Origin of the sequence: Stenotrophomonas mexicanensis (genome assembly GCF_032911605.1) — a bacterium.
GTDB classification, from domain to species: Bacteria; Pseudomonadota; Gammaproteobacteria; order Xanthomonadales; family Xanthomonadaceae; genus Stenotrophomonas; species Stenotrophomonas maltophilia_A.
Genome location: NZ_JAWJTG010000003.1, coordinates 164,833 through 171,499 on the forward strand (window position 1 = coordinate 164,833; position 6,667 = coordinate 171,499).

At 66.1% G+C, this 6,667-nt stretch carries 7 protein-coding genes; 4 read left to right on the top strand and 3 right to left on the bottom strand.

Annotation, left to right across the window (positions count from 1 at the left end; translation table 11 throughout):
• Positions 1 to 91 precede the first annotated feature (91 nt).
• Positions 92 to 1,051, top strand: coding sequence for an acetyl-CoA carboxylase carboxyltransferase subunit alpha (locus R1L06_RS03255; RefSeq protein ID WP_032128332.1), 960 nt, complete (start codon positions 92 to 94; stop codon positions 1,049 to 1,051).
• 313 nt (positions 1,052 to 1,364) lie between these two features.
• Here the strand turns inward: R1L06_RS03255 and R1L06_RS03260 are convergent, their stop codons facing one another.
• Entirely contained in the window at positions 1,365 to 1,820 is a 456-nt protein-coding gene (locus R1L06_RS03260) for a CopD family protein (RefSeq protein WP_125893828.1), read from the bottom strand.
• A gap of 149 nt (positions 1,821 to 1,969) precedes the next feature.
• Here R1L06_RS03260 and R1L06_RS03265 point away from each other — a divergent pair, with 149 nt between their 5' ends.
• Both R1L06_RS03265 and R1L06_RS03270 read left to right on the top strand, forming a co-directional pair.
• Positions 1,970 to 2,560, top strand: a complete 591-nt coding sequence (locus R1L06_RS03265; protein ID WP_032128334.1) for a class I SAM-dependent DNA methyltransferase — start codon at positions 1,970 to 1,972, stop codon at positions 2,558 to 2,560.
• A 93-nt stretch (positions 2,561 to 2,653) separates the two neighbouring features.
• Positions 2,654 to 3,961 carry a polyhydroxyalkanoate depolymerase gene (locus tag R1L06_RS03270; RefSeq protein WP_317216900.1) on the top strand — a complete coding sequence of 436 codons (1,308 nt, stop codon included), beginning with the start codon at positions 2,654 to 2,656 and terminating at the stop codon, positions 3,959 to 3,961.
• 214 nt (positions 3,962 to 4,175) lie between these two features.
• Here the strand turns inward: R1L06_RS03270 and R1L06_RS03275 are convergent, their stop codons facing one another.
• Together R1L06_RS03275 and R1L06_RS03280 are read right to left on the bottom strand one after the other, a co-directional pair.
• A complete protein-coding gene (locus tag R1L06_RS03275) occupies positions 4,176 to 5,165 on the bottom strand; it encodes a sensor domain-containing protein (protein WP_132809691.1) in 990 nt (329 codons plus the stop codon).
• Complete coding sequence (locus tag R1L06_RS03280) at positions 5,162 to 5,527, bottom strand: PadR family transcriptional regulator (RefSeq protein WP_032128337.1); 366 nt, start codon at positions 5,525 to 5,527, stop codon at positions 5,162 to 5,164. Before R1L06_RS03280 ends, R1L06_RS03275 begins: the two co-directional genes overlap by 4 nt.
• A gap of 136 nt (positions 5,528 to 5,663) precedes the next feature.
• Here R1L06_RS03280 and R1L06_RS03285 point away from each other — a divergent pair, with 136 nt between their 5' ends.
• Positions 5,664 to 6,566: a peptidylprolyl isomerase gene (locus R1L06_RS03285; RefSeq protein ID WP_317216901.1), complete on the top strand. Its 903-nt coding sequence runs from the start codon at positions 5,664 to 5,666 to the stop codon at positions 6,564 to 6,566.
• Positions 6,567 to 6,667 lie beyond the last annotated feature (101 nt).

The following is a 6,667-nucleotide window of genomic DNA, read 5'->3' on the forward strand; positions in this document are numbered from 1 at the left end:
GCTGCGCTACCGTCGCCTTCCAGACGAAGGCGTACGGGTGGTTTGCACGCATTCGGCTAGAATTCCCCTCTTCTTTACACGACGGCTTCCGATGAATCCGAACTACCTCGACTTCGAGCAACCCATCGCCGACCTGGAAGCCAAGATCCAGGAACTGCGCAACGCCAGTGCCGGGCCGGCGGTCAATGTCGAGGCGGAAGTGCACGCGCTGCAGGACAAGCTGCGCATGCGCACCGCGCAGATCTTCCGCAACCTGACCTCGTGGCAGGTGCTGCAGCTGGCCCGTCATCCGTCGCGCCCGTACACCGCAGACTACCTTCGCGTCATGTTCGATGAGTTCCAGGAGCTGGCCGGCGACCGTGCCTTCGCCGACGACAAGGCGATCATGGGCGGCCTGGCACGCATCAACGGCCGTGCGGTGATGGTGATCGGCCACCAGAAGGGCCGTGACACCAAGGAAAAGATCAAGCGCAACTTCGGCATGCCCAAGCCGGAGGGCTACCGCAAGGCCCTGCGCCTGATGAAGATGGCCGAGCGCTTCGGCCTGCCGGTGCTGACCCTGATCGACACCGCCGGCGCCTGGCCGGGCATCGATGCCGAATCGCGTGGCCAGTCCGAAGCGATCGCACGCAACCTGATCGAGATGGCCGAACTGAAGGTGCCGATCATCTGCACCGTGATCGGTGAAGGTGGCTCCGGCGGCGCGCTGGCGCTGGGCGTGGGCGACCGCACCGTGATGCTGGAGTACTCGGTGTACTCGACCATCACCCCGGAAGGCTGCGCCTCGATCCTGTGGAAGGATGCCGGCAAGGCCAAGGATGCCGCCGAACAGCTGGGCCTGACCGCCCCGCGCCTGAAGAGCCTGGGCCTGGTCGACAAGGTCGTGCGCGAGCCGACCGGCGGCGCCCACCGCAACCCGACGCAGATGGCCAAGCGCCTGAAGGCGGTGCTGCTGAACGAGCTGGATGCGCTGGACAAGCTGTCCACCGAGCAGCTGCTGGAACAGCGCTACGCCCGCCTGCGCAGCTACGGCACGTACGAAGCGGCCTGATTCATCGGCTTGTTACTTTCTTGCTCGTACAAGAAAGTAACCAAAGAACACGCCGCCGAACGCGAGCCGGTGCCGTGCACCGGTTCCCTGCGCTTCTCGGTGAATCAGGGGACGGCGCCGAACTCGCTGCGCTCAAACATCGGCGCCTCTTCGCCCCTGTTTCACCTGCGATGCTCGGCTCGCTCATGGCGGACCTGAACATCAAAAGCCACAGCTGCACCCAGTAGATCCACGCCACGCGTGGATGCCTCTGCTTTGGCGAAGAATCACGCGAACCCGTAGAGCCAAGCATGGCTCTACGGATAGCGGGATCTCAGAATGGCTTGGCCAGCACCAGCCACACGATCGGGATGAAGGCCAGCAGCGGGATCTCATTGATCCAGCGCAGCGCGCGCGACGACGGCAGCGCCCTGCCCTTGGCCACGCCCTTGAGCAGGCGCCCGATCCAGCTGAAGTACACCAGCAGCAGCACCACCAGCCCCAGCTTGGCATGCAGCCAACCGGCAGCGCCCGAGGCAACCATCGTCGGGAAATCCGGAATGACCTTGTAGCCCAGCCACAGCACCAGGCCCAGCAGGAACGCCAGGCCGAACATCGAGTGGCCGAAACGGTACAGGCGCAGGCCCATCAGCTGCAGGCGCTCGGTCACCGCCGGTTGGCCTGCGGTCTCGGCCAGATTCACCAGGATGCGCGGCAGGTAGAACACCGTGGCCATCCACGCCACCACGAACACGATGTGGAAGGTCTTGACCCAGTAGTAGCTCTGCATGCGCTCGCTCCGGCGGCTGGCGTAGGTTGGCGGCCATTCTCGCATGCCGTGGCCGGGCCACCCCACGCCCCAGCGCCGCGACACATCGGCGCATGGCACGCCGCAACGCCGTACGATAGACGCCGTTTTCCCCGATCGTGCACCACCCCATGGACAAGACCTACGACGCCGCCTACTTCCAACGCTGGTACCGCCGTGCCGACATCGGTGGCAGCGCCCGCCTGGCACGCAAGGTGGCATTGGCTGTGGCCAGCGCCGAGTACTACCTGGAGCGACCGATCCGCAGCGTGCTGGATATCGGCTGCGGCGAAGGCGCCTGGCGCGCGCCGCTGCTGAAGCTGCGTCCGAAGGTCGAATACCTCGGCTTCGACAGCAGCGAGTACGCTGTGCGCCGCTACGGCCGCACCCGCAACCTGCACCTGGCCCGCTTCGGTGATTTCGCCTGGCTGCGGCCCTGCGCCCCGGTCGACCTGCTGATCTGCTCGGACGTGATGCACTATGTGCCCGACCGTGAGCTGCGTGCCGGACTGGCCGGCGTGGCGGAGCTGACCGGCGGCGTGGCCTTCCTGGAGACCTTCGCCGCCGAGGACGCGTTCGAGGGCGACCACGAGGGTTTCCAGGCCCGCCCGGCGCGCTGGTACCGGCGGACGCTGGCCCGGCACGGTCTGCAGCCGGTAGGGTCGCATTGCTGGCTCGGCCCCGCCCTGGCAGGCGATGCGGCCGCGCTGGAGCGGATGTGAATCCGGATTCATTATTTTCAGCCAACTTAACCTGCGGGGCACCCGGATGGGATATGCTGCGCGGCAACATATGACCATACATATTCGGTCGTCATGCTCTATCAACTGCACGAACTGACCCGCAACCTGCTCGCCCCCTGGGTGCACCAGGCCCAGGCCAACGCCAGGTTCTTCGCCAACCAGAGCCACTGGTGGTCGCAGATGCCCGGTGCTGATCGCCTGGCGGCGGTCAATGAACTCTTCCATCGCATCGGCAAGGATTACGAGAAGCCCGAGTGGGGCATCAACGAAATCGACGTCGATGGCGAGCGCGTGCCGATCGTCGTGCACGAGGAAGTGAGCAAGCCGTTCTGCAAGCTGCTGCGCTTCAAGCGCCACAGCAATGAGGCCGACCAGCTGCACACCATGCTCAACCAGCCGTTCGTGCTGGTGGTGGCGCCGTTGTCCGGCCACCACGCCACGCTGCTGCGCGACACCGTGCGCACGCTGCTGCGCGACCACCGCGTGTATGTGACCGACTGGGTCGACGCGCGCATGGTGCCGGCCAGCGAAGGCGAGTTCGGCCTGGACGACTACATCGCCTACATCCAGGAGTTCATCCGCCACCTCGGCGTGGAGCGCCTGCACGTGGTGAGTGTGTGCCAGCCGACCGTACCGGTGCTGGCTGCGGTTTCGCTGATGGCCAGCCGTGGCGAGCCGACGCCGCGCACGCTGGTGATGATGGGTGGCCCGATCGATGCACGCTGCAGCCCGACCGCAGTGAACAACCTGGCCACGCAGAACCCGCTGTCGTGGTTCGAGAACAACGTCATCCACACCGTGCCGGCCAGCTATCCCGGCGTCGGCCGCCGCGTGTACCCGGGCTTCCTGCAGCACGCCGGGTTCCTGTCGATGAACCCGAGCCGCCACTTCAGCTCGCACTGGGATTTCTACACCGACCTGGTCAAGGGCGACCTGGAAGACGCCGACGCGCACCGTCGTTTCTACGACGAGTACAACGCGGTGCTGGACATGCCGGCCAAGTACTACCTGGATACCATTTCCGTGGTGTTCCAGGACTTCCTGCTGCCGCGTGGCGAGTGGGTGGTCAACGGTGAGAAGGTCGATCCGTCGGCGATCCGCGACACCGCGCTGCTGAGCATCGAGGGTGAGCTGGACGACATCGCCGGCCTCGGCCAGACCGAAGCCGCGCAGGCGCTGTGCACCGGCATCGACGCTGGCCGCCGTGAGCATTTCATCGTCGAAGGTGCCGGCCACTACGGCATCTTCAGCGGCCGTCGCTGGCGCGAAGTCGTGTACCCGAAGGTGCGCGACTTCTTCGCCGCGCATGCCGATGCACCGGCGGCGAAGGTCACGAAGAAGAAGAGCAACGTTACCCCGTTGCGGCGAAAGGCGGGGTAACTCGCCCAGGGTGGGTGCCGACCTTGGTCGGTACGCCCTGGTAGATGCCAACCTTGGTTGGCGCTCTACCCTGAATCCCGGTATCTGAAGGATTGTGCCAACCAAGGTTGGCACCTACCAAAGCGAATTCCGCCAAGCGCCCCTGCACTGATGGATCGTGCCAACCAAGGTTGGCACCTACCAGAGCGAAGCCTACCGAAGCGTGGATTCCCGCTTACAGCCGCACGAGCAGGTTCTTGGCGATCAGCCCGTGCAGTTTGCCGATGCCGCGTGCCAGATGCATCGTCAGCAGCAGCAGCAGCGCCCCCGCCGCGGCAACCGCGATTGCCACCAGCGGCGAGGCCGCCATCGGCAGTACGTTCACGTCGTTGATGTACACGCCGGGGATGTCGCCACTGAAGATCGCCGCGACCGGCGCCCAGATCAGGCTCAGCGACAGCGACAGCAACGTCACCGCGATGGTGAAGTAGATCACGCCCAGCGGCAGCATCAGCACGAAGTACAGCAGTGTCAGCCAGGTGCGGCCATCGGTGAACATGTCGCCGATGCGCTGCAGCCAGGTGCGGCTGCGGTCGGTGTAACGCGGACGACGTGGCATGCGCTCGCCCAGCAGCGCTTCCACCAGCCGCCCTTCCAGCAGCGCCAGCCCGCGCACCGAACCGAAGAACAGCACGGTCAGCGGGATGCCGATGATCAGGATCAGCAGGCCCAGCGACAGCGACAGGCCGGTCACCACCCAGGTGAAGAAGAAGATGCCGGTGGCCAGTGACAGCAGCATGTAGAACAGCGCACCGTAAGTGTGCGGATCGGCCACCACGCCGAAGAAGCGGGCCAGCAGCGAGCGCGGCACCGGTACCGGCGGGGGTGCGGCCGGCTCGACGCCACTGGCTTCCGCCGCCGCACGCAGCACCGGTGCGGTATCCGCACGCGGTGTACGCAGCGCGCGATTCACCGTCACTTCGGTCTCGCGGTAGATTTCGGCTACCTCGTCCGGCGCACCGTAGCTGCCGGCAACGTCGGCGATCACCTCGGCCTCGCTGCGGCCGGGCTGCGCCGCCAGCTCCGAGCGCAGGTATTCCTCGGCGTCGTACAGCGCGTCCTGCACCATCGCCGGGTCGGCGCCTTCCAATGCCGCGCGCAGCTGCGCCAGGTACTGCGGGATGGTCGTGGGCAGGGCTCGGCCTGCCAGGCTCGGGTCGTTCATTGCGGTACCCCCTCCAACACGGAATCGACGGAATCGCGTGTGGCCTGCCAGGCTTGGCGCCATTGCGCCAGCACCTCGCGGCCACGTTCATTGATGCGGTAGTAGCGCCGCGGCGGCCCGCTGCTGGACGGCTCCACATGGCTTTCCAGCAGGCCGGCGCCCTCCAGATTGCGCAGCACCGGGTACAGCGCGCTCTGCTTGCCGCTCAGCACGCCCTCGCCCACCCGCTCCAGCTCCTTGGCAATGAGGTAGCCGTACAGCGGCTCCCCGGCCCGCGCCAGCACCGCCAGCAGGGCCAGCGACACCGTTCCGGCGCTGAGCTCCTTCTGGAACTTCTTCAGCTGGACATCGTCCTCGGACATGACCGGCCCTCCACTACGTTGAAGTCAACAGTAGTGCGAAGTTCGGTATAGCGAGTGTGTCGTTAGTCACTCTGCCGGTTGGCGTGGCCGGGCCGCTCGCGCAGAATCGAAGCCTCGTTCATGTTCCGGGGTTCCCATGCCGCACCGTCGTCGCCTTGCCCTGACCGCCCTCGCCCTGTCCTGCCTGCTGCCCGCCCTGGCCAGTGCGGCCTCGCCCTACCGCAGCCCGCAGCAGATTCTCGACGCCTCGGCGGCCAGCGACTGGCGCACCCCGGACCCGGCCAACCTGCTGTACATGGACCTGCCGGCCGGGCGGGTGATCATCGAGCTGGCGCCGCAGTTCGCCCCGCGCCATGTCGCCAACATCCAGACCTTCGCTCACGAGCACTTCTGGGACGGCACCAGCATCTACCGCTCGCAGGACAACTTCGTGGTGCAGTTCGGCGATGCCGACGCCGATGACGCAGCCAAGGCCAAGCCGTTCGGTAGTGCCGCGCGCAAGCTGCCGGCCGAGTTCGAGCGCGCCAGCGCCGGACTGAAGGTGAGCGTGATGCCGGATCGCGATGGCTGGGCCGCGCAGACCGGTTTCGTCGACGGCTTCCCGGTCGGCCAGGACCCACAGGCCGGCAAGGCCTGGCTGGCGCACTGCTACGGCATGCTCGGCGCCGGCCGCAGCAACGAGGAAGACAGCAGCATCGGCGCCGAACTCTATGTGGTGACCGGCCAGTCGCCGCGCCAGCTGGACCGCAACATCACCCTGGTCGGCCGCGTGCTGAAGGGCATGGAACTGCTCAGCGCGATCCCGCGCGGCCCGGCACCGATGGGCTTCTACACCGACCCGAAGCTGCGTACGCCGATCGTGTCGATCCGCCGTGCCAGCGACGTGCCGGTGGCTGAGCGCACGCCGATCCAGGTGCTGCGCACCGACTCCAAGACCTTCGCCGATACGGTGGAAGCACGCCGCAATCGCGTGGATGATTTCTACAAGCGCCCGGCGGGGCATATCGATCTTTGCAATATTCCGGTGCCGGTGAAGTAACGCCGTCGCAGGTTCTGCGCGTGGCGCGTGCTGAAGGCGCTTCATTGTTCATGGGCGTTACTTTTCTTTTCGCGCGAAAAGAAAAGTAACCAAAAGAAACG